Origin of the sequence: Companilactobacillus nantensis DSM 16982 (assembly GCF_001435815.1) — a bacterium.
Taxonomy (GTDB): Bacteria; Bacillota; Bacilli; order Lactobacillales; family Lactobacillaceae; genus Companilactobacillus; species Companilactobacillus nantensis.
Map to the genome: position 1 here is coordinate 82,207 of NZ_AZFV01000006.1, position 22,523 is coordinate 104,729.

Below are 22,523 nucleotides of genomic sequence, written 5' to 3' on the forward strand. Positions count from 1 at the left end.
TATGGGAATTTTACATCCCTTATTCCAATGTGTTATTTATTTTTATATCCAAATTTATTAATAAGAATGGCTAAGATAATAACAACCAATCCTAGTATATAAATCCAATGTAATCCTCCATACAATACTTGTCTCAATGCCGGCAAGTCATTAGCAGCTAGACTTAGTGCCGTTTTAGGATTAATCAATTGATTGACCATAGTTAGATTTGTTCCCTGATGTGTTGAAATCCCATGTTGTATTCCAGCGTTCATCATGATTCCAAAGATAGAAACCATCAAAGTCTGTCCCAATGTTTTAGCTAATGTATTGAATGATGTCGCTACACCAACATTATCTTTTGAAACTAGATGTTGCGATTCAACCGTTGTTGTTACGATTGTCATTCCGAATCCGAAACCACTAATGGCAGTTACAACCAAGAACCAACCGAATTTAGTCATCATCGGAATGAACGCTAATAAAAGTCCAGCAATCAATACAATGTCTAAACTAAATCTTAGAATTTCTTTCGGCGTCCATTTAGTTATCAAGTAACTAGTTACGAATGAACCGATAATCCAAAATATCGAATGCGGAGTTACGGCATATCCAGCATAAGTAACTGGTGTCCCCAAAACACCTTGTACCCAAATCGGAATATAAACTGTAATGGCCATCAAATAGCCACTGATCAACGCGGCTACTGCATTTTGAACCATAAAGGATTTATTTTTGAACAATTGTAATGATATAACCGGATTTTCCGCATGACGTTCATGTCTGATAAACTGCCACATAGTAAAGATACTAGCTATCCAGAATACTCCGATACTGAGCCAATCTAAATTTTTATAACTCAAGAATTGAAAACTTAACATCAAAAATAGCACACTGAACATTAACCAAAAGCTACCCTGATAATCAATATTGACCTTACTTTGTTGCTTAGATTCATGCAAAAATAATTGGAATAAGACCATTATTAGCAATCGCAGTGGGATGTTAATGAAGAATACCCAATGCCAATTTAAAGTATTAACAATCACACCACCAATCAATGGTGCTGTTAAAGTGGCGATGCCCCAAACTAAATTATTGAGTCCTAAAATCTGTGGTCGTTTCTCATATGGATACAAGTCAGCAATTATGGTCACAGTGGCAGTTGGCAAAGCACCGGCCCCCACACCTTGAATAGCTCGCCAAAATACTAATTCCAGCATTGATCCAGATAATCCACTCATCAATGATCCGAAGGTAAAAATTGCTAAACCGATTTGGACGACTGGTTTTCTGCCAATCACATCAGTCAATTTTCCATATATCGGAGTCGTCATTGCCGTAACCAATAAATAAATAGAAAAGACCCAATTCATTAACGATACCCCGTGCAAACTACCAACAATAGTCGGCAAAGCAGTCGACAGTATCGTCCCCTCCACTGCACTAACGAAAGTGGCAATATAAATTGCGATAGTAACAGCGAGTACATTTGTTTTTGATTGCGTCATGATTCAAATCCCCCTTTTTGAACTGGCAATTAAATAGATAGATACTTTTATATGTTAGCACTTAAACTTGTGTTTTCAGAATAAATTTGGGATTACTTATTTTTTCAACTCAGAAAAAAATCTCTTTTTTTTGCCTAAATTATGAGTTTTTAGACATATCTTTTTCATAATTTATTAATATCATTTCTAAGACCATAAGCTTGAAAAGTACTTAATGATTTGATATTCTTTAGTAAGCAAAAAACAGTTACGGCCCCGTAACGCTTGTTTTGTGGGATAAGGAAAGGCTAGACATAAGTAATCTTATGTCTAGCTTTTTTTATTTAATCAATTTTTTTAACAATCGGTTCCGTAAAAAGACTATAAACCATAAATAGTTTTCGTGCATTTGTTTTTTTGATAAATCCATCGTCTTTATTCTTTAAAATATATTCAATTAGTGACTTAAAATCAGTACTTCCAATTTTTTCAATATTTTTAATAAAGTATGCTAATTTTACATTAGCTTTAATGTCATCGTTTAATGACAGTATTTCCACAGGTGTCTTGTCACTATATTCTTCCAATACATTCTTGGACGCCTTTGGTACATTTACTGTTGTTTTTATTTTCGACATTAAATCAAATTTTTTAAGTCGATTGTTTATCTTATTTTTATCTTTCTCATTCAAACTGATCGGCTTATTTACAAACTTAGAAATTGGTAACGGCGATTGAACAGACATTGACGTTATAAATTTTAATGCTATTTCAGTTGGCATTGGATTCTCTCCTAAAAAATAGGATTTAACATAATCAACATAGTCTGGAAAACGATAAAGATAACGATTATCACCTAGTGCAACAACCAAATTTTTATTCTCTAATTCATGAGGCAAATTCTCCAAATCGACAAAAGACGTTAATACTTGTTTCAATTCTCCTCTTTCACCCTTAACTTCAATTATTTTCTTAATTGCACTTTGATATTTTGAAATTTCCGAAGGTGGAAAGCCCTGATTGATTTTAGAAATTGTTGTAAAAATTTTTTCATAATTATCTGTTGATAATTGAGTGTAGTGGACACCAAATTCAGTATCCATCATAGTTTCAGTAATGTCGTTTTTTTCCGATTCATATTTAACAACACCTATTCTTTTTGCCGCTTCTTCAATTTTAAAAGGCATATTATTTGCCAGATCAGTTAGAAGCGATTGAATATTCTTATCAGTTAATGAATAACCAATGAATAATATTGGAGATTCTGTTAACAGACTAAGAATTTTGGCATTAACAATTGCGGATGTTCTCTCTAAAGTTTCATAATCATTACTTGTAATTATTATGGAATTTGGATTCTTAATTGACCCATGAATTTTGTACAATTCATTCAAATCTCCCGCTGGTTCAAACAATCCCTGGTTACCAACTCTAACTTTAATTGCATTATTTAATTGTTTTTCTATAAAGTCATCATAATTAGTGGTTACTATAAGTCTTGCTTTAGAAAGCATAGATTTAAACGATTTTAATTCTTTTTTTGTATTGGGATTTAATAATAGTTCTGAAAATATTTCAGCAATTCTTGTTTTAAATGGTGAAATTTTAATACTATGTGCCATTTCTGGAGTTAATTCTTTTAGCTTAACCTTCTCTGCATAAAAACTTGAATCAAATTGCTTTTCTAATTCGTCAGCCAATGTTGTATATATTTTAAATGTATTTTCACCAAACTTAGTTTCCAATTCATGATATCTCGAATAATAAGTCTGTTTTACATCAGACTCATCCCATATTTTTTTTAATAATGCATCCCACGTAGGCGCATTTGAAAAGTAACGCTGTGTAATTCCCGATCCAATAAAGATTATTGGAAATTGATTATTCTTTTTCAAATTTTCTAAAAATTCCAATTTAACCTACCTCACCTTATTATAATTAACACAATTAACTAACGTATCAACAATAGAAATTACGTATTATATATAATAATCTTATTACCACTCAATGATAGCAGGTGACTTAAAAATAATGTTATAAATTATAAACTAAAGGTTGAAAGTGTTTATTTTATTGCTTTTATCGGTAGTATTGGACTATTAAATTAATGCAGATACGAAAATAAGTAGTTAACTTTGACAGACAACGATCCATCAAAACTAGCTACTTATTTTTAACTATCTAAAAAATCATTATCCATTATTTCAAATAAACTAACATGCTGCCTTTTTCGCTCAAGAATAAAACTTTATTAAGTATTACACGTGTTATATATCAATCATCAACTTTTGTAACAACCACTGGTCCAGACAATCTGGAATTGGGATGGATACTATCCCATTTTTCTTTAGACATTGGTAAGATATCTACAAATTCAGATCTATCAATACCTGACGTAAAAGCTGAGTCTACTAAGACTTGTGCCAAGTCCTCAATGGTATTTACTTTAGAGAATCCCGTTAAAGTAATTTTAGCTTTAGGATATTCTTTTCTAATTTCTCGCACACGTTTATTCGCAGACTTCTTTAAATCATCGATTATATCGTCATTGCCAATATTTTTTTTATACGTAGAACGTAATTTATCACTACTGTTCTTTTGCCTCTTTCGTACAATATTTGGAATATTTAATAATTCTTTGTTATAACTTTTTTTATCAACGTCAAGTTGCCTTTCAACAATACCAGAAATTTGTTTCTGAAATGGACTCATTGATTCAGACCCATTTCTAATATTATAGCCATTCAAAGACATCCAGTTTCTTATTAATTCTCCATAATTATGCGTATATATTCTTGGATCAGTTATACATACAATTCCATAATCACTATTCTGGCGTATAAGTCTCCCTATTCCTTGTTCCAATCTTTTCAACATCATATTTAGTAATACTACAAACTTATTCTTATTTTCTACACCAAACTCTCTCTGCTGTAGTTGTACAAACGGATCATCTGGAACTGGAAAGGGTAATGAAGTAATAACAACCGCTTGTAATGCATTTCCTGGAATAGAAAAACCAGAAAAGAAACTACCTGACCCAAGTAAAATACTATTTTTATCTCTTTTAAACTCTGAAGTCAACATTTCGTTTGATTTTTCCCCCTGCTTCAACACTTTTCTACCTTGAAATCTTTTACCAATCGCCGAACTGATAGAGTCCATCATTTCCAAAGAATTATTAAGTAAAAGGATTCCTCCTGAAACATTATTACAAATATTATCTAATTCATGTAATACATCCCTCTGATGAGATTCTTTATGTTTTGGATCACAAATTCCCTTAGGAACATATATATATGCCTGATCGTAAATATTAAAAGGAGTATTATACAATTTATATTTAAAATTTTCTAACTTCCAATTGTTTTCCAGTTCTCCAATTGGATTGTCTGTTGCCGTCAATGTACCGGATAGAAATATAACTTTGTTCCCTTTGGCAAAGAATTTAATTGCATCTGCCAAATCATCATAAAAGTGGTTTGGAATCATATTAAAACAAGGACCATCATCAATAGAGAGCCAGCAAGTCCAATCTTTTTTATTTAAAATGTAACCTATACTCGTAGTTACATTATAAAGTGCATTGGAAAAAGAATAATCATACTTATCCTCCTTGGTTATTTCCAAACTCTGTAAGTTTTTTAATATACTACGTAAATCACTTTGGGTTTTATCTGTTATGGGATGCCGTCCCGATTTACCATAATTTTGGTTATATAAGTTATTAAAAAGTTTTTTTATATTTTCAAATCCAACTTTCCCATCAACAGTTAATTTTTCATAAAACTTTTGTAATTCCCTTAAGCTTAACTTTTGTTGTATTCGACCCAAAAAGTTCTCATCAAACAAATGTGCCTCATCGATTATCATAACCCCGCCCATAATTGGAACAATAGGACCTTTTTGATTTATCTCATTTATATATGATTGGATAATCATATCATGATTAGTAATAGTTACAGTATGTCTACGATTAAATTCTCCACGATATCCATGTCCTTTACATAAATAATCAGAACAACGCCCTACATATTCGGAAAGACTAATTTTCTTCCATTCATTATCTGAAAAATGTATTGAAAAAGCTTTCTCCAATTCATCTCTAGAACCAGTCTTAGACTTCACAATTGCATTATATATTTCAGAATAACGACTCGATAAAAACGAATCTTCATTTTCTTTCAATTGACTTAAACATGCGTAGTTAGATTTCCCCATCGCTAAGACCGTCTCCCTAGCACTAACCAGATGCAATTTTTCAAGTTGCGGTATTTCGGTATTCATGATTTGTGACTGCAAATTTTTAGTAGCCGTTGCATAAGTAATCCTATGTCTAAACTCACTACAATAAAGAAGACTTGGAACCAATACCCCAAGTGTTTTCCCTGTTCCGACTGGTGCTTCAACAAACATAATTTGTTTTAGCGAATTAACTAAAAAATCCTCAACGTCAAGAGCCATTTGAACCTGTGACTGTCTCGGACTTGATTCATATACATTTGCAACATCTTTCTCAAATAAATTAATTATTTTTTTTGTAAAATCCAACTCTTCCCTCCATTAGAACGTGTGTTTGTATTTTACACCATTTTTAAGTTAAATAAAATATTTACATTAACAACACACTTAAGCATTGAATTATAACTGCAAGATGAACGACGTGGCTCTAGAGCTGTTAGACTTCGTGATTAACAACAGTTTAAAAGCAAAATACGTTCTTTTTGACAGTTGGTTTACTTCTTCTCGAATGTTCTCAATCAGAGATTACCCGGCATTGATACGTTGAAAAAAAACAAAGAAGGGCTACTTACACTATTGACATCGTCTTATGAATACAAAAACACTTTATGCCAACCTTTGTCGAACTAAATAGTCCGCAAGGGAAAAGTATTTATACAGTCCAATAGTATAGATGCGGATGACAAAAAAGTTATGGTTAAATTAGTGTTTGTAAGTAAACAAGAAAATAAAGACAACTATATTGTTTGGGGAGAACAACATTCTCACACTAAATCAAAGAGAAAATATCGATGATCAAACTCTAGGAGATATTTTTTACGATTATATTTTTTGCTTGCACGATATTGCATTTATTGATGCACTCAATTAGTTAATAAAACAATTAAATGGTCTACCAGTTAACGACTCTGGCAGTGCTTCTTCAATCTTAAATACTATTTCTGATGAATTTATAAAAGTATTACCAAATAACTTTGCGAAGTTAATTGGTAATACTTAAAAATAGAAAATAATTAATATTTCATACCCTATCTCTTTAATACCAATAGATAAGGCCTATTTTGGAACTTTCAACCTTTAGTTAATTGCATCAAAAAAGCCCTGACATCAACTGTCAGAGCTTTATTTTTTTATAATAATTTTGGCTGGGTTTTGGCTGGGAACCATGTTATTTTACATGGTTTTTGCCAGTAGTACCGCGTCAAGAAGCCTGAATTACCGGGATTCGCCTTCAAGTTTTATTGGCTTACTCCCACTCAATAGTTGCAGGTGGCTTGCTCGTAATATCATAAACTACACGGTTAACGTGATCTACTTCATTTACGATTCTAACCGAAATCTTTTGCAATACATCCCAAGGGATTTGAGCAAAGTCAGCTGTCATACCATCAATTGATGTAACGGCACGGATTCCGATTGTGTAATCGTATGTACGACCATCACCCATGACACCAACTGAACGAATTCCTGGTAAGACTGTAAAGTATTGCCAGATTTTTTCGTCTAAGCCGTTCTTAGCGATTTCGTCACGTAGGACCCAATCACTATCACGAACGATTTGGAGTTTTTCTTCGGTAACTTCACCAATTACACGAATTCCAAGCCCTGGGCCTGGGAATGGTTGGCGCCAAACTAGGTCATGTGGCATACCTAGTTTTTCACCTAGTTCACGAACTTCATCTTTGAACAATGTTCTCAATGGTTCGATCAACTTAAATTGCATGTCTTCTGGAAGTCCACCAACATTATGGTGTGATTTGATTGTTTGAGCAGTACTTGTACCACTTTCGATAACGTCTGTATAAAGTGTTCCTTGAGCTAGGAAATCAATTCCCTTAAGCTTAGTTGCTTCATCATTGAACACTTGGATAAATTCGTTACCAATAATCTTACGTTTCTTTTCTGGATCAGTTACGCCAGCAAGTTTATCTAGGAAACGTTTTTGAGCATCAACTTTAATGATGTTCAAACCAAACTTACCTTTCAAACTATCCATAACTTGGTCAGCTTCGTTTTTACGTAGCAAACCATGGTCAACGAAGATACTTGTTAATTGAGTACCAATGGCTTTGTGTAGCAAAACACCAACAACTGAAGAGTCGACACCACCAGATAATCCAAGAAGAACTTTCTTGTCACCGACAGTTTCACGAATCTTTTCAATTTGTTGATCAATGAAATCATCCATTGACCAGTTAGCTTCAGCTTCACAAACATCAAAGGCAAAGTGTTTTAAGATATCCAAACCGAATTCAGTATTTCTAACTTCAGCATGGAATTGGACACCATACATCTTCTTTTCGTCATTGGCGATTGAAGAAATAGGTGCATTCTTACTTGTAGCAATAACATTAAAGCCAGTAGGTGCTTCTCTTACAAGGTCACCGTGACTCATCCATACATATTGCTTTTCAGGTAAGCCTTTAAACAATACAGAATCTGTATCTTTAACAGTAATGTCAGCACGTCCGTATTCACGGTTGTCAGCTGATTCAACTTTTCCGCCAAGGTTATAAGACATCAATTGCATACCGTAACAAATACCTAAGATAGGAATACCTAGCTTGTAAATGTCTTGGTCGATTGAAAAGGCATCCTTGTCGTAGACACTCATTGGTCCACCAGAAAGTATAATACCTTTAGGATTGATTTCTTTAACTTCTGCAGCAGTAATAGTGTTTGGTAATAATTCAGAGTAAATACCGATATCTCTGATTCGACGAGTAATCAATTGGTTATATTGACTACCGTAGTCTAGAACGATGATGCTATCAGCATCAGGCCATTGCTTGCTCAAATCAATTTCCCCCATTTTTTTATTTATTCTATTGTATACGAAATTCAGTTCCATGTCATATATTGTATGCGCTTAATATTTACGAAGATAAATTTTATCGATTTGATGGTCCTCTGACTTGTGTAAAATCAGGTTCGCACGGTTCATGGTTGGCTTAATATAATCACGCAAATTAGGATAATTTATTGTCTCCCAAACATGCTTTGCCATGTCCATAGCACTCTTTTCCGGAATCTGAGTGAATTGGTAGTAGTAACTATTAGGATCGTTTCTAGCTAAATCTAGTAGCTTTTCGAAGCGATTCAAAAACCATTCCTCAATATCTTCCACATCAGCGTCAATATAAATTGAAAAGTCGAAGAAGTCACTGACATAAATCTGTTCGTTATGAGGCAATTGTAATACATTTATCCCCTCAACGATCAAAATATCAGGATTGTCTGTTTCTTCATAGCGGTCCGGAATAATGTCATAAATATTATGAGAATAAAGTGGATACTTGATTTTGCCACCTTTAGTCTTAACATCACCCAAAAATTTCAAAAGTTTTTCCATATCGTATGTTTCGGGAAAACCTTTTTTATCCATTAAATTACGTTCTTTTAAAACTTTGCTAGGATACAAAAAACCGTCAGTCGTCATTTGCGAAACCTTGTATTGCGGATAAGCACGTTCCAACATAATCTTCAATAAACGAGCAGTTGTACTTTTACCCACAGCCACTGAACCGGAAACGCCAATGATGAAAGGAATCTTCCGCGTTGAACGCTTAATTAATTCATTTTTTAATTTTGACAACTTGCGATAATTTTTCAAATAAATATGAAGCAAGTGACGAATCGGCGCATAAATTGAACGCACATCATCAATCGAAATCTCATCATCTAAAGACTTGATTTTCCTTAACTCGCCGTCAGTAATCGCTTGTTTAGTATATTCACCATGGAAACTTTCCCATTGTTTTCGAGTAAATTCATCGTAGTTAGTTAAACTTTGCATATTATTCTACCCTGCTTAATTTAGTCTTTTTATATATGCCGTCTCCAGGAACAAGAAATTTAGGTCGCTATGGGACCGACTCGAGCCAAAGGACGGTCTCGACCCTCGATTTTGAACCTCGCAAAGTACGCGAGTTTCAAAACTCGTCCAGTGGAGTAAGCACTAAAGTGCTAACACCACCTTCACAGCGACCTAAATTCTTGTTCCTTCCGACTAGTTCTTATTAATTCGATTATAAATACGCTTTAATTATTGAATATATAGTAAATTTAAGTTAAAAAAATTCGAGGTAGCGTGGGACTACTTCCTTAGTATAAGTCAAATATACATCTGAAAAATAGGGATATTAACACAAAGTTTTACCTATTTAAAATAAATATATTATGTCGGTTAACTCACTCATACAAAACTCTCAACAACTAAATTAGTCGTAGGATATGGAAATATTTTCCTGCCGTGAAAGTAGTGTTATGGCTTTAGCCATTACAGTACCGGGCGAGTTTGGAGACTTGCCGAACCTGCAAGGCTTCAAACCGAGGGACGAGACCTTGGCTCGGCCCGGTCCGCACAGCAGGAGAATATTTCCATATCCGGAGACGGCATATTTAAACACCCAACCCACCACAGATTATAATTAACTTTTATTAGTTTTCTGGTATTCTAGTATAGTATAGAACATTTTCAAAAAAGGAAACATATATGAAGAGAATAGTATTATTTGGGGACTCGACCATGATGGGATTTCGGGATGGTAAAGCCAGCGATACGCTAGCTAAACGCATTCGAAAAGACTTTCCTGGTTATGAAGTCATTAATATGTCGATTTCGGACTACAAAACCAATAATGCTATGACACGTGTTGATCGAGTGGCGCGACTAAATCCTGAAATTGTTATCTTGGGGTTCGGTGCCAACGATATTTCCACAGATGATGAAATCAAACCCGGTAAATTTGCGGCTAATCTGACTAGTATAATAGAAACTTTAGGAACCCAACGTGTTATTTTGCTCTCGCCTCCGTACATTGATTGGATTAAAGATCCAACCAGACCATGGACCCGACAACTGCAATTCGAGTTGGTAACGGAACATATCAGCAAACAACTAGACGTATCGTATATTGATTTACTGCACGATATGGCAAATTGTGCTAACTTGAAGGAATTATTACAAAAAGATGGTTTACACTTTACCAAGCAAGGTTATAATCTCTTAGAAGACGAGTTAATACCAGAAATTAAAGCAATGCTAGCTAGGAAATCAGAGCTAGTGTCAAATTAAGGAGCACTTTATGGATTTAAATATTCCTCAAAAATATTTTATTTTATCGTGTAACGAAAAAGGTAGTATTCGTATTTTTAAGAATACCAGACGTCGTGCCTATTTAGCCGAAAGCTCATTTTTCGACTTAGCACTGAATGATATTATCGATTTAACAGACAACAGTGTCATCATTAACAAGGTTTTGCCCGACGACAAGAAATATCTGAACGAATTTTTCCAAATCATCAACAAGAACCAAGGTAAGAGTGTCAATCACGTCTTACGTGCAATGGCAACCAACGAAAAAATCACTCGTATTATTTACAACGAAATCGGTGATTCACTAGTTGATAAAGTTGATGTCACTAAAGCTGTCACTGGTTTAGTATTTAAGACTAACAACTACTTACCTAATCGAAGTGTTAAACGTGAACTAGTTGCCGACTTACGTAAAGAAATTTTAACAGGCGATAAGATTTCACCTGATGCCTTTGCATTGTTAGCTACATTGTATGGTAATCATGATTTGAAGTTCTATTTCTCTCAATTCGAACAAAAACAATTGAAGAATAAAATTGAACTTTACCAAAATGATCCAACTTACGAGAAGTTATTTGAACTATCTAAGAAGTTGAATCGAGTTACGATTACTTTATTGAGTTAGTTTAGATAAAGCATAATAAAAGCCCACAATTAATGGAAAAAATCATTAATTGTGGGCTTTTATATTGTAGAGAGCGTCTTAAAATCCAAAATCAACTGGGTCTCCAGGCAATCTCAATAGTTTTGGCTTTCCATAGTAGTAGCCTTGACGTAATGAAATATTAAAATCTTTACTCATTTTAGCATCGTCAGTATTTTCGATTCCTTCCAGAATCATGCGCAAACCATATTCCTCACTGATAGCGTGCCAGAAATGTAGTTTTTGTTGAATTTTAGGGTCTTTTAAACCTGTTCGGAAATTTTGTAAGGCAAATTTGATTTCTGATGCCAGTGGCAAGATTTCTTGAATACTCTTAAAATCATTAATTCCTGTACCAACATCATCCAAAGATATTTGCATGCCATATTCAATAAATCTCCGTAAATGTGGAATCAACTTTGTATCAGGATAACATTCTGGTCCCTTTTCTTCGGTTAATTCAACGACTAATTTTGCTGGATAAAGTTGTTTTTGACTTTGGATAATTGCTTTAGCGACGGTTGTATCCATTAATTGCTCACGACTAATATTTACTGAACAATATTGAACTTTTATACCTAAGATTCGTGTTGTTTCCAACAATAAGTCAGAAATGATTTGTGGATCGATAGCCGCGAAGGATTCAGGCAATCTCCAGCCCTCAGGTGTCAATTGTTTGATCAATAATTCATATCCAAAAACTGTTTTTGTCTGTCCATCCAATTGCGGTTGAACAAAGTAACGATAAATCGGTTTCATACATTCATCCCCCCAAAAGATGAGTTTACATTCGTAGTAACCATTGTATACTTGTAGTATACGTCATTAGGAAAGGATAGCAATATCACGAAAAAGAAAGTAGTAATTATTGGCTGTACGCATGCTGGGATTGCGGCCATGAAACAAATTTTAAAGTATTATCCAGATGCTGACATAACTGTTTACGAACGTCATGCAGAAATCTCATATTTATCTTGCGGAACTTACCTCCATTTGGGTGGTGAAGTTAAAAATCTTGACGATGTTTTTTACGCCAACCCCGATGAATTTACTAAACAGGGCGTTAAGATGCGCATGATTCACGATGTTATCAGTATTAATGCTAAAGAACATTCCATTTTGGCACAAAACTTGAAAACAAAAGAATTAGTTCACGACAGTTACGACAAATTAATTATGGCTACTGGATCCATCACCGCAATTCCTGCTATTAGTGGTATTGAAAATCCTAAAGTAATGTTATGCAAAACTTGCGACCAAGCACATGAACTTTATGCAGCCGCCAAAACTTATCACACCGTCGCTATTGTTGGTGCCGGCTATGCTGGTGTCGAATTAGCTGAAGGCTACATTAAATCCGGTCACGAAGTGGTTTTAATTGAACGTGGTCCCCATGTTTTGAAAGAATATATGGACCCTGAAATGTCCAAAAAAGTTGAAATAATGCTTGTTGAACACGGTGTAAAAGTTTTAACTAATACAACAGTGACACAATTCAGTGACCTTAAAAACGAAAAGGTCAACGTTAAAACAACTAGCTGTGATTGTTCCGTTGATATGGTAGCCATCGCTCCTGGAGTTATCCCTCAATCAGATCTACTCAAGGGTCAAGTTGATTTATCAAAAAACGGTGCTATCGTTACCGACCCATACATGGGTACATCTGACCCTGATATTTTTGCGGCTGGTGATGCGACTGAAGTCCGTTACAATCCAACATTGGGTCAAGCTTATATACCCCTAGCATCACATGCCGTTCGCCAAGGTACTTTAGCTGGTATCAACGTGTTAGACAAACGTCTCAAATCAATCGGTACCCAAGCAACGACCGGAATGTTATTGTTCGGCAAAACTATTGCTTGTACCGGTTTAACTCATGAAAAAGCTAAAGCAGCTAATTTCAATACAGGTATTGCTTATTATCATGGTAACTATCGTCCTGATTTCATGCCCACAACTGCTGAAATCACAATTGAATTAGTTTACGACCGCAATACTCGTAAGGTTTTAGGAGCTCAAATGATGTCTGACCATGAAGTATCACAATCAGCCAACACTATTTCAGTCGTAATTCAAAACGGCAACACTATCGACGAATTGGCTTTCCTTGATATGTTGTTCTCACCTAATTTTGATGAACCATTTAATTACTTGAACTTAGTAGCACAAGCCGCTGTTGATCAAGAACACGGTTATTGGAGAAAGTAATTTTTTAAACTAAAGACAAATAAGGCCTGCAATTCAAATTTTGGATTGCAGGTCTTTTTTCGTATTTAGTTTTATGCACGATGCCAAGCAGCATAACCAATTGTTGGAAATAAACTAGTTAAGCGACTAATTTGCTCAGGATCCATTTTGAATTCAATGGCTGGTAGTAAAGCATTGACCGCATCCTGAGCTTGATCACTGATTTCCGTTACACCTATCAAGTGACCGGCTTTGTCATGAATTTGTTTGCTTTGAGCAATCGGTTCTTTATCAACTTTGTAATACCAATAGCTAGCTAAATCATTTTCGGAAACTTGGTAGCCTTTCTTAACAGCTTCTTCCACAGAAACACCTGCCTTAGCAATTCGTGGCGAAGTGAAGACAACTGATGGAATAACTGGCATTTGAATTGGATCTTTCGTTTGCCCAGAAAATAGTTTCATTAAATATTTCGATTCGAAGAAAGCTGCTGGTGTAACTTTAGGCAAGTCGTTAGACACAACATCCCCTGCTGCATAAATGCTCTCAACATTTGTTTGTAAATAATCATTAACGAAGACACCTCTATGATCATACTTAACACCAACTTTATCCAATCCCAAATTGTCCAGATTAGGAATTCGACCAGTTGCATCCAAAATCCAATCGGTTTTTAGCTTTTGATCAGTTCCATAGTTAACTTGATAACCTTCATTTAGCTGTTCAAATGCCTGAACATTAGCATTTTCAATAAACTTAACCCCACGTTGTTTCAAATCAGCCACAATCATTTCAACATACGGTTGATAGAAATTACGTAAAACTTTGTCTGAATGTAGCATCATTGTTACATCAGCTCCAGCAGCGTTAGCAATCGTCGCAAACTCCATGCCAATGTACCCTGAACCGATAATTGTAATCTTTTGAGGCAATTTTGTTAGATTCATGAAGTCTTCACTATCATGAGCTAATTCAGTCCCTGGAATATCTAATCGATGCGGTCTTAAGCCAGTCGCAATAACAATTTTTTCAGCTGTAACCTCCCCCACATTATCAACAATTAGCGTGTGATTATCTTTAAACGTTGCGTGACCCCTGATTATCGTTGCGCCATTACTTTCCAAACGGTTTGTTAACTCATCTGGTAAATGTTCAATAATTTCTTGCTTGTGGGCAACATTTTTAGTCCAATCAATTTTGACATCACCAGCCAAAACATCCCCCATTCGTTCAACTTCTCGGGCTAACTTAACTGGTTCATCCAAAGTTATTTTGGCATTACAGCCACGATTAGGACAAGTTCCACCAATCAGGCCACTTTCAATAACACCAACTTGAACACCCGTTTTAGCTAGTGGTGCTGCCCCATCAAACGTTGCGTGACCGGCTCCAATATAAAGTACGTCATAATCATATTTAACCATACAGCTGACCTCCAAAGTTTTTCTATATCTTAAACATAAGTCATTCCGAAGGCCGTGACAATAAATTCGATTATGGATATGGTTTTCAAAACATGACGAAATTTTTTTAGTTAAATTTTCATTTTATCGAACATACGTTCGCATAATGATGTATAATGACCTCACAACTTAAATATTAAAAAAAAGATAGGAGACAATCATGAACAAAGAAGCTATTAAGCAGGTGGCAAACCAACTCTTTTATTCAGAAGATGTTCAAAACATTATCGACGATTTAAAATATGGCAACCGATATGAATCGTCTATTTCAATTTTTTCACGAAGAAACCTGGAACTTAATCTCGATATATCAGTAATCAAACAGGTCATCGAATGTTTGAATAAAGAATATGCTGAATATATTTTCAATCTAGGACGGGGGCTGGGTTCACCTGAACTATACATTGCTAATCGAAAGATTAAAATTCAAAATGAAACAACTCATGCTGTCAAAACAATGCAAGATATGGCAGACGCTCTCAATGATTTGGGAATTCAGACCGATATTTTGTATCATGTAAATCCAGATATGTTAATTTCTGATGAAGAATTTGAAAATGATTTATCCATTTATAAAAAGTTGTTAAGTGATTATATACAAAAAAAGACGGATACCCCATCAATATAGGATATCCGACCTGCTATACTGCATCACTTAGTGACCAAGTAACAATACCTTGATATTTACCAGATAATGGAACTCCACGCGTTCCTAACATAATACCCGCATTAGGGTCAGCGTTCTCATCAAACAAAGAGTAAGAAACCGGATCTGCCAAATTAGTACTATCACCAGTCGCAATTACTGGATTTTCCGATAGAGAAATTGGCATCCCGCTCTTCTCATCTAAATCAACCATTTGTAAATTGGAAAGTTCACTATAATTTCCATTTTCATCTTGGCGTTTCATATTATCGGCTTGTGCTTGAAGTTGCCATTTTGATTTGTAACTGTCTACTTTAATATTCCAGTTACCATCACGCTGAACATATTTAGGTACAAGCTTTCCTTGTGGATCAATCGTCTTGAAACGGTAATTTTCAACCTCTACTTGCGCTCCATTTGGTAATACTTTGACAGTATAATCTACCGTATTCGTCTTTCTGAGGTAACGATCCATAACGTAGGCTTTCAAATTATAATTTCCAGTTGCCGTTTCATCAGTCCATGTGGACTTAGGATCAAGTTTATATGGTGTGCTAATTTGTTTATCCGTTTCTTTTGGACGATCAGCTACTGTCATAACCGGTGTATCGGTACTGCCATCAACTTGGGCAAAGACCGCTAAATCTTTAGCTTGAAGCAGATATGCCATTGCATCAACGTCAGGATATGTGAAAGTCATTGGTAATCTGACAGGTAAATTGGAGATTGCCATTAATTCTGACTGGGTTGCTTCAATCGTCGGCGTTATATCAGGTACATTGACAACATATGTAGCTGAAGTTTGAGATGCTGTCGTTCCGTCATAAGCCGTAACCTTAATTTCATTACGACCAACTTTCAATCCAGTAGCAGTCTTGAGATAATCATCAACTGATTGTTGACTATTAGTATCGAATAAATCAGCTCCAATTGGTTCTAATTCAATTGTAAACTCACCCTTGTTCGTTACATCTTTAGTCACATCTTGGGTAACTTCGGCTTGTTGATTACCATCAGCATTAGTGATTTGATATTTAACTGACGTTATAGCATTAGCAAAATCAGAATTATCAGAATAAGCGTAACTACCGCCTAATTTAACATTACTGTTGTCATGCACCGTTTGATTCAAATCAGTCCCCGTTGGTGTCAGAGTCAAAGTTCGATTAATAATATTAATGTTATACGTAACTTCATTTGAATTTCTGTCAGAATCAGACATATAAACTTTAATTGTATGTGGACCTACTCTTAACAAACCTTCTGGAAGTTCAATGCTTAGTTTAGCTGGTTGATTTGAAGTATCATCACCTTTAACTGTCGTTTGAACGTATTTCGTACTGTTATCAATCTGAATATAAGCTTGTAAATCTTTAGATTGAACGGCATCTCCATCACTATAAGTAGCTTCACTCGATAATGTGAATGGATCAGTTATTTGGACAGTCTGTGGGTCTTCACCAGTTGCTGTTAATTGTAATTTTTTATCGATTATTGTTACTGTATATTCGATTTCTTGAGAATCACGCACTCCGTCATCAAGATAAAGCTTAATTTTATGTGTACCTGGAGTCAATTTTCCTGCAGGCAAATCAAATTTAGGATGTAACGGATTTGTTTGCGTCGCTGAATTAACAATCTGACTATCATAAGCATCATCATCTATCTTATAGTGCCATGTCAGATTTTTTAAGTCTATTTCACTGCCGTCACTATAAGAAGTTTCCCCTACTAACGACACTGGATCTGTAGACTTAAACGTCAGCGCAGTATCACCAACAGTTTTCAACAATAAGTTTTTATAATCATTGACATTAACAGTATAAATAATCTTATTAGAAATCCGATTTAGTGAATCCACTGCATAAACTTCAATTGTATTTTTACCAATTTTCAAAGAACTACCGGAACTTATTGAACTGGAGGAAATCATGGTATAAGTACCCGTTTTTGAACCCGAATTTGCAACAGCCTCACCTGCTGGAATCTCTGTCCCATTAATTTTAGTGTGCATTTCAACAGCTTTACCATCAAAAGTGGAATTTCCGGCGTAATTCAAAGTTCCTGTCAGTTTTACATCTTCATCAGAATTAACTGTTTGTTCCGTTGTATCCGAAGCAATATTTAATTGGTCATTAATGATAAATGTTGGTGATGTAACATCCGAAATATAGTAATCACTTCTATAAGAAGTTTCTTCACCTTTCGTTAGTAATGGCGTAGTAGCAGCATTAGCTTGGCCATAAAGATAAATGGTTGCCCGTTGTCCTTCAGTATCCATACTTGGCAATGTTATATTCAAAACTTGGTCACCACTCTTAGTATCGCTAACAACATCACTAGATGATATTTCGAATGATTTATTTGGATCAGAACCTGCGCCTGAATAAACTACCTTACCAATACTTCCATCACTGATGCTACTTGATAATCCCGTTTTGAAATCAACATTAGATGGCAAATGTACTTGTGTAGTAATATCACCCGTGCCTAATGTTCCTGAATCATAATTCAAATCATATTGAAAAAGCAATTTATCATTATTTGCCACATTGTATAATTTTTTCTTATCAAATCCTGCTAGTGGATTACTCGAATTAGGATCAGTTTTATATGCACTATCCGAGAGCAAATCTCCGATTTCCCGACCTAATTGTCCGTGGTCATCGTATTGTGACATATCAAAAAGTTTTGCCGTATTTTCCACGTTAGCAGTATTCGGCATCTGTTGCATGACAATTGAATATGTATTCGGAGAAGAATTTGCGGAACCTGTTGATGCTGTAAATCCCCAACGGATATTATTGCTAGTTTTATTCATTTTATTCAAATTTATAGATCCAGAACTGGTATCTTTTGAAAAGTAACCTGTAGCAGTACCGTCACGATTTTGATCATTAAAATCAAATCTATATTTACCAATATTGGAACTATCAGTTGGTGGTGTGTAATGGAAGGTTATATGTTTCCATGATTGATTCACCGTTGCAGTAAATTCCGACCTTCCATATCCAGATAGTTCAAGGTTATACTTGCCACTACCTTCATCCGGTTTTACAAGGGAGGCAAAGTAATAATTTCCACCAAAAAATAACCCATAAGTCCCACTTTCAACAATATATGCATCTTTAGCACCGGGGTATCCCGCCAATATATGCTGTCCCTTAATATTTGAATTAGCATCAAAATAATCATCGATTCCACTTTGACCATACGTTGAGGCACCGGGTTTCTTATAGTTTTGTAAAGTATCCATTTCTACAGCAAAACTATTTTGAATGGCACCTGTATTAAATTCAGTAAAATCGGTAGATGAACTAGAAGTAAGTGCCGTGTGATCAACTGTACTACCCGACCAGACTCCCAAAGTTTCACCATATGAAGGCTTTCCTTTTCCTGTTCCTCCAACAGCGGTAGAAATTGCTGAGGCACCTCTTGAATCATCTTGCAAAACTAATGCCATTCCATCAGGAACCTTTTTGCTTGATATAGTCTTATCGTAATTAATTTTATCTACCCCGGGATCATCAGGATAATTATGGAAAACGTCGCCCAAATAAACCCAAGCCGAAATAGTTTGAGGTTTATCCAATCTAAAAGAGTTATATAACTTGGTTTGATTGGAATCACTGTATTTTTTACCCCAAAATGAACTAATTTGGCTTCTACCATTAGCCGAATTCAACATTTCAATAATATTAGTCGGATAATTAGTTATTAGTTTTGCATTATTAGGGGTTCCATCATAATCAGGGTGTTCAATCAGCCCATCTAATTTAAGTCCATCCGGAACATTTTGATAGACTTGTTCAGTTGTTGGTATCGCAGCTTCTGCTGTTGTTGTTAATTTAAGTAACCCACCTATAGCAGTTAAAAGAATCATCGTAAATAATATATATTTTAATTTGATGTTTTTCATTATTAATCCCTCACAATAATAGTAAAAAACTTTTCCCTACATATAATATACTGGATTATATTATGCAAATGATACTAAAAATTATAAATATTCATTATCTATTATGATATATGTCATTTTCTTGAAATTTTTTTATTAATTTAAGTAAATTATTTTTTTTGCTTAAACGGATTAAGAAGTTCACGCTACATTGACCTTTTTAGTAAAATTGATTCCGATTTGTTAATTTCTGATGATGAATTCGAATACGACTTGAACATCAATACAAAAGTATTGAAGTAAACGAAAAATAAAAAGAGCCCACCATATGATGAGCTCTTTTGTTACCTATTAAGCTTTAGGTTCAGCCACTTGATAATACTTCTCTGGTACTCGTTGCAATAATTGTGACAATTCTCCAATCGAAGTAATTGTCAATTTATGCATTGCACGTGAGGCAATTGTGTAAACCAATTGTTGTTCATCTTCATCAAATTTATCCTTTGAGGCATCCCACATAATGATCGCATCAAATTCCAATCCTTTGGCTAAGAATGATGGCAAGACAATTGTCCCAGTTGCTAAACGTTGATTTTCTGAACGAATTAACGTTGATTCAACACCTTGCGCCTTCAACAATTCATGCAATTTAGCTGCATCATCCAATGTTTTCGCGATAATAGCAGTCGTAAATTTACGTTCATCATTTTCTTTAAGTTGACCAATCACTTGTTGAATCGCCTCATCAACATTTTGTGACATTAACAGATTTGGCAAATCTCCGTCACGATTGAATGGTTCGATTCGTTGACCATTGGTCAAAATAGCCTTGGTAAAATCAGTGATTTGCTTAGTTGAACGATATGAGTGAACTAATTGAACAACTCTTGTTTCATCAGCATTGAAGAGGTTTTGGGCCTCTGATAGCAACGTTTGACTATTTTTCTTGGTGAAAATCGATTGATTCAAATCACCTAACATTGTGTAACGTGCTCTAGGAAACTTAAACTTCATATAAGCCAATTGGAACGGTGTATAATCTTGAATTTCATCAATAAAGACAAACTTCATATCCAACTCACCATGCTTACCTGTCACTAAATCGTACAAGTAAAGATATGGGCTCAAGTTATTCATTGAAATTTGTTTATCTTGGAATCCTTGGACAAAGTTATCAACGAATTGTTCCCATTGTTTATCAGTTATATCGTATTTACTCAAATCAACAATCTTTGGAACTGCCTTCAAAAAGTTTAAGTAGTTAGCAGCAACATTCAAGAAACGTAAGTGTTTGATATTTTTATAAACGCCTTGCAACATTGTTGTGACAATTTTACGAGCCAAAAATCTCTTCTCTTCGTCACCATTTTTAAATTCTTGATCAGCCGTATTGTACAAAGCTTGTAATTGTTCTTTACTCAAGTTTTCAATCTGTTCAGAAACCCAGTTTGAACGCATTTCGGCTCCAATTTTACGATGTAACAACTTGATCAAACGGTCAACTGTCGCATCCAAACGATTGCCCAAATTATATTGTGGACCGTAGCTGTAATAAAATTCTTGAATTTTTTCTTTAGGAATGAAAACTTTGCCTTGGAACTTAATATCCTTAAATGCAATTCCACTTTGACCAAGTAATTTACTATAGTTAGTCATAATCTTGAAAAATTCAATGTCAGAGACAAATTTACTAATATTCTTACTATCTGTATCGACAACCGTCTCAAATTGCTCTGACAAACTTTCCACATTCAAGTTTGGTAAACGACGTGCCAAAAATTGTTTGTATGTCATTTGAACCATATTTTGTTCACCCATTTCAGGCAAAACATTTTTAATATAGTCATTGAACAAGGAGTTTGGTGAGAACATGACAACTTGACTTGATGTCAAAGTTCCTCGATATCTATACAGTAAGAACGCGATTCTTTGTAAAATAGCTGATGTCTTACCAGATCCAGCAGCACCTTGAACAAACAAGAGTCGTGACTTAGTATCACGGATAATCTTATTTTGTTCACTCTGAATCGTCTTAACGATACCCTTCATATGAGTTGAAGATTTTCCATCCAAAACTTCCAAAAGCATTTGATCACCGATTGTCTCTTGGGTATCAAAATAAGCCTTGATTTTGCCGTCTTCAACTAGGAATTGACGTTTTAAGAATAAATCAACGGATTGTTCACCATCTGGTGTTTGGTATGTTACGTCACCTAATTTTCCATCGTAGTAAATAGAAGAAATCGGTGCGCGCCAATCATAAACTAAGAAATGATCAGCTTTATCAGTAAATGAACTCAAACCAATATAAACTGTTTCTTTCTTAGGTTCCCCTTTTTCTTGGAAATCCAAACGAGCAAAGAATGGTGTCTTTTCTAGTTTTTGAAGAATTCCCAAACGTTGTCTTGATTGTTGCCAACTATTATTTCTTTCGTCGAGCATTTGTTGTTGTTGATGAATGGACAAAGCCGCATCCATCGAAATTGAATCGCCATCCATTCCAATATGAATGTCATCAAAAGCATTATTGATAACTTTCAAATCTTCTTCAGCAACATCCATATGTGCTTGGAGACGACTTTCAGACTTCTTAATTTGAGCAACAACATCGTTTAAATGTGCTTGCTCTTTTTGTTTTTCGTCTACTTCATTAACTTTAGGTTTGTTTGTCATCATAATAACCTCTTAAATTTAAGTTATATAATGTTACCACTAAATTTTAGTGATTTCAAAGAAGACCAACCTATAATAATATCAATTAAAAAGCGAAATATAGTCGGATATCATTTATACGGTTGATAAAATAATCATTAATTAAATTATAAATAGTACCAATTTCTGACACAGCAAGCTTTTGGCTTCGAAAGAAATACAAAT

General features: G+C 34.8%; 13 protein-coding genes. 4 read left to right on the forward strand and 9 right to left on the reverse strand.

The window, feature by feature from the left end:
• Nucleotides 1–32: 32 nt before the first annotated feature.
• The 5 genes from FD31_RS03915 to coaA all read right to left on the reverse strand — a co-directional run bounded on the left by FD31_RS03915 (nt 33) and on the right by coaA (nt 9,507).
• Nucleotides 33–1,490 carry an MFS transporter gene (locus FD31_RS03915; protein ID WP_057891454.1) on the reverse strand — a complete coding sequence of 486 codons (1,458 nt, stop codon included), beginning with the start codon at nt 1,488–1,490 and terminating at the stop codon, nt 33–35.
• A 323-nt stretch (nt 1,491–1,813) separates the two neighbouring features.
• Entirely contained in the window at nt 1,814–3,382 is a 1,569-nt protein-coding gene (locus FD31_RS03920; protein WP_057891455.1) for an SIR2 family protein, read from the reverse strand.
• A gap of 361 nt (nt 3,383–3,743) precedes the next feature.
• Nucleotides 3,744–6,020 (reverse strand): ATP-dependent DNA helicase, encoded by a 2,277-nt coding sequence (locus FD31_RS03925; protein WP_057891456.1) that lies wholly within the window; start codon nt 6,018–6,020, stop codon nt 3,744–3,746.
• A 937-nt stretch (nt 6,021–6,957) separates the two neighbouring features.
• Nucleotides 6,958–8,523, reverse strand: coding sequence for a glutamine-hydrolyzing GMP synthase (guaA, locus tag FD31_RS03930; protein ID WP_057891457.1), 1,566 nt, complete (start codon nt 8,521–8,523; stop codon nt 6,958–6,960).
• Nucleotides 8,524–8,580: 57 nt separating this feature from the next.
• Nucleotides 8,581–9,507: a type I pantothenate kinase gene (gene coaA / locus FD31_RS03935; RefSeq protein ID WP_057891458.1), complete on the reverse strand. Its 927-nt coding sequence runs from the start codon at nt 9,505–9,507 to the stop codon at nt 8,581–8,583.
• Nucleotides 9,508–10,206: 699 nt separating this feature from the next.
• On the opposite strand from coaA, the gene FD31_RS03940 reads away from it, so the two are divergent.
• Together FD31_RS03940 and FD31_RS03945 are read left to right on the forward strand one after the other, a co-directional pair.
• Nucleotides 10,207–10,788 (forward strand): SGNH/GDSL hydrolase family protein, encoded by a 582-nt coding sequence (locus tag FD31_RS03940; RefSeq protein WP_083483575.1) that lies wholly within the window; start codon nt 10,207–10,209, stop codon nt 10,786–10,788.
• 10 nt (nt 10,789–10,798) lie between these two features.
• A complete protein-coding gene (locus FD31_RS03945; protein ID WP_057891460.1) occupies nt 10,799–11,434 on the forward strand; it encodes a GPP34 family phosphoprotein in 636 nt (211 codons plus the stop codon).
• A gap of 78 nt (nt 11,435–11,512) precedes the next feature.
• Here the strand turns inward: FD31_RS03945 and FD31_RS03950 are convergent, their stop codons facing one another.
• On the reverse strand, nt 11,513–12,211 hold the full coding sequence (locus FD31_RS03950; protein WP_057891461.1) for an EAL domain-containing protein: 699 nt from the start codon (nt 12,209–12,211) through the stop codon (nt 11,513–11,515).
• Between the two features lie 84 nt (nt 12,212–12,295).
• Between FD31_RS03950 and FD31_RS03955 the strand changes: the two genes are divergently transcribed.
• A complete protein-coding gene (locus FD31_RS03955; protein ID WP_268872414.1) occupies nt 12,296–13,660 on the forward strand; it encodes an FAD-dependent oxidoreductase in 1,365 nt (454 codons plus the stop codon).
• A 71-nt stretch (nt 13,661–13,731) separates the two neighbouring features.
• Here the strand turns inward: FD31_RS03955 and FD31_RS03960 are convergent, their stop codons facing one another.
• The gene (locus tag FD31_RS03960) at nt 13,732–15,063 is read right to left on the reverse strand and encodes a dihydrolipoyl dehydrogenase family protein (RefSeq protein ID WP_057891463.1); all 1,332 of its coding nucleotides are present in this window, start codon (nt 15,061–15,063) and stop codon (nt 13,732–13,734) included.
• Between the two features lie 199 nt (nt 15,064–15,262).
• On the opposite strand from FD31_RS03960, the gene FD31_RS03965 reads away from it, so the two are divergent.
• Nucleotides 15,263–15,730, forward strand: a complete 468-nt coding sequence (locus FD31_RS03965; protein WP_057891464.1) for a hypothetical protein — start codon at nt 15,263–15,265, stop codon at nt 15,728–15,730.
• A gap of 13 nt (nt 15,731–15,743) precedes the next feature.
• Here the strand turns inward: FD31_RS03965 and FD31_RS03970 are convergent, their stop codons facing one another.
• Together FD31_RS03970 and helD are read right to left on the reverse strand one after the other, a co-directional pair.
• Nucleotides 15,744–19,667: a hypothetical protein gene (locus FD31_RS03970; protein ID WP_057891465.1), complete on the reverse strand. Its 3,924-nt coding sequence runs from the start codon at nt 19,665–19,667 to the stop codon at nt 15,744–15,746.
• 330 nt (nt 19,668–19,997) lie between these two features.
• Complete coding sequence (helD, locus tag FD31_RS03975; protein WP_147007291.1) at nt 19,998–22,319, reverse strand: RNA polymerase recycling motor HelD; 2,322 nt, start codon at nt 22,317–22,319, stop codon at nt 19,998–20,000.
• Between the last annotated feature and the right edge of the window lie 204 nt (nt 22,320–22,523).

Coding starts and splice junctions, on each gene's coding strand:
- FD31_RS03915 (WP_057891454.1), bottom strand. CDS start 1,490: ATGACGCAATCAAAAACAAATGTACTCGCTGTTACTATCGCAATTTAT.
- guaA (WP_057891457.1), bottom strand. CDS start 8,523: ATGGGGGAAATTGATTTGAGCAAGCAATGGCCTGATGCTGATAGCATC.
- coaA (WP_057891458.1), bottom strand. CDS start 9,507: ATGCAAAGTTTAACTAACTACGATGAATTTACTCGAAAACAATGGGAA.
- FD31_RS03940 (WP_083483575.1), top strand. CDS start 10,207: ATGAAGAGAATAGTATTATTTGGGGACTCGACCATGATGGGATTTCGG.
- FD31_RS03945 (WP_057891460.1), top strand. CDS start 10,799: ATGGATTTAAATATTCCTCAAAAATATTTTATTTTATCGTGTAACGAA.
- FD31_RS03950 (WP_057891461.1), bottom strand. CDS start 12,211: ATGAAACCGATTTATCGTTACTTTGTTCAACCGCAATTGGATGGACAG.
- FD31_RS03960 (WP_057891463.1), bottom strand. CDS start 15,063: ATGGTTAAATATGATTATGACGTACTTTATATTGGAGCCGGTCACGCA.
- FD31_RS03965 (WP_057891464.1), top strand. CDS start 15,263: ATGAACAAAGAAGCTATTAAGCAGGTGGCAAACCAACTCTTTTATTCA.
- FD31_RS03970 (WP_057891465.1), bottom strand. CDS start 19,667: ATGAAAAACATCAAATTAAAATATATATTATTTACGATGATTCTTTTA.
- helD (WP_147007291.1), bottom strand. CDS start 22,319: ATGACAAACAAACCTAAAGTTAATGAAGTAGACGAAAAACAAAAAGAG.